The organism is Streptomyces sparsus, from assembly GCF_054776295.1.
Map to the genome: position 1 here is coordinate 1 of NZ_BAAHCA010000887.1, position 2,014 is coordinate 2,014.

3 protein-coding genes are annotated in these 2,014 nt (G+C 73.3%); all 3 read right to left on the reverse strand.

Annotated elements, in window-relative coordinates:
- A partial coding sequence (locus ACYVE9_RS24530; protein ID WP_461030082.1) for a 50S ribosomal protein L11 methyltransferase occupies window positions 1-363 on the reverse strand: 363 nt, incomplete at its 3' end.
- A 57-nt stretch (window positions 364-420) separates the two neighbouring features.
- Window positions 421-969, reverse strand: coding sequence for a cysteine hydrolase family protein (locus tag ACYVE9_RS24535; RefSeq protein ID WP_461030083.1), 549 nt, complete (start codon window positions 967-969; stop codon window positions 421-423).
- Window positions 970-1,007: 38 nt separating this feature from the next.
- Complete coding sequence (locus ACYVE9_RS24540; protein WP_461030084.1) at window positions 1,008-1,904, reverse strand: glycosyltransferase family 2 protein; 897 nt, start codon at window positions 1,902-1,904, stop codon at window positions 1,008-1,010.
- Window positions 1,905-2,014: the final 110 nt, after the last annotated feature.

Below are 2,014 nucleotides of genomic sequence, written 5' to 3' on the forward strand. Positions count from 1 at the left end.
GCGGGCGGACGCGTCCACCGCGGTCACGCTGCCGGCGCCGGCGCGGGCGGCGGCCATCGCCAGCGCCCCGGTCCCGGTGCCCATGTCGAGCACCTTCGTGTCCGGGCCGAGACGCTCACCGCGGAGCGACTCGACGAGCAGACCGGTGTCCTCCTGCGTGGCGTACACCCCTGGGGGTTTCAGGATCAGCACATCAGGCGGGTTGCCCGTGATCGGCCGCGCAAACCCGCGTCCTTGCTGGTCGTACGGCTGCGGGCGCTTCGCGCAGCCGCGTCCTGGCGTCCCGCGGACGGTCGCGGGGGCGTCCGCCGGAGCCACGGCACACGGGTGCACGGCACGGGCGCGTTCACGGCCCGGGCCCACAGCACACGGGCGGGCGAACGCTGCGAACGTGCCGGAGCCCCGGGTACGGCCGGCGGTTCAGCCGGGGTCAGGGAACCTCACGTCGGCCGCGTCGCAGACCGTCGCGTTCATGTTCTGCTCCATCATCCGCAGTGCCGCGTCGGCCAGGTCCGGGTGGATGTGGGCGACGGCGTCCCGGGCCACGGTCACCTCCAGGTGGCGGATGTGGGCGTCCAGCGCGGAGTAGAGCACGCACTGCTCGGTCACCTGCCCGCACAGCACGAGGCGGCGGGCGCCCAGGTCGGCGAGCAGGTACTCCAGCGGCGTCTGGTAGAAGATCGAGTGCCTGGCCTTGATCACGAACAGCGAGTTGTCGTCCGGCCTGATCGGGTCGACCAGTTCGCGGTGCGGTCCCGACAGCGCGGTGTTGATGATCTCGTCGTGCTGGGAGCGCCACCGTCCGAAGTTGTCGTTGACGTACACCACCTCGGTACCGGCCCGGCGGGCCTTCTCGATCAGCCGGCGCACGGCCGGCAGCGCCTTCTCGACTGAGGGCCGGAGGTTCTCGGCGTCCGGGTGGTCATAGGTGTTGATCATGTCGATGACGATCAGCGCGCTCTCGGCCAAGGCAGTTCCTCCCGCGTCTCCGGCAGCCGCTCCGCCGCTCACCCGACGTACCGTCGGGCCTGCGAACGGCGCTGTTCCCGTTCCAGTGTCCGAAGCCGCTGCTCCACCTCGTCCGGTACCCGGCTGCGTTCCCGCAGCACCCACGGCAGCCCGGCCGCGGCCTTGCCGAACGCCCGCAGCGAGGGCTGGTCACGCGGGACCGTCCTCGCCAGGTGCCAGGTCCGGCTCAGCGCGGCCGGCAGCGGGCGCCGCAGCCAGCTGAACCACAGGGTGTTGCGCAGCCCGTCGACGCGCCGCTGGGTGGCGTCGCGCACCGACGACGGGGCGTGGTGCACGGTGAGGTCCTCCGCGTAGGCCAGCCACCAGCCGCGCACCATCAGGTCGGTCGCCAGCAGCTCCTCCTCCCCGCCGAGCCACAGCCGGGGCGAGAAGCCGCCCGCTGCCCGGAAGGCGTCGGTCCGCATGACGGTCGCCGCAGCCAGGAACGAGCCCAGCGCGGGACCGGGCAGCCAGTCCGGACCGTCCAGCGGCGAGTTCCGCAGCTCGTCGATGATCGGGTCCTCCTCGCCGCCGGGCTCGACGACGATGCGGGCGGTGACGGCGGCCAGGTCCGGGGCCCGGTCCAGCAGGTCGGCGGCCAGGCCGAGCGAGCCGGGCGCCCACCAGGAGTCGTCGTCGCAGAACGCCACGTAGGTCGTGTCCAGGCGTTCCACGGCGTGGTTGCGCCCCACCGCGCCCAGGTTCGCGGGGGACCGCAGCAGCCGCACGCCGGGGAAGTGCTCGCGCACCGCCTGCGGGGAGCCGTCGGAGGAGTTGTTGTCGACCACGAACACCTGCGGCTGCTCCGGCAGGTCGGTCATGCGCCGCAGGGTGTGCAGCAGCTCCGGGCAGCGGTCGCGGGTGATGATCACCACCGACACGCGGTCGTCAGGCATGGGGTTGTCCTTCCACACATCGGGCGGCGGCCTCGGTACGGTGCGGCAGCCGGTCGCGGGCCGCCATCGCCGCGGGCAGCCGGGCCAGGGCGCCTCGCATCGCCCGCCGC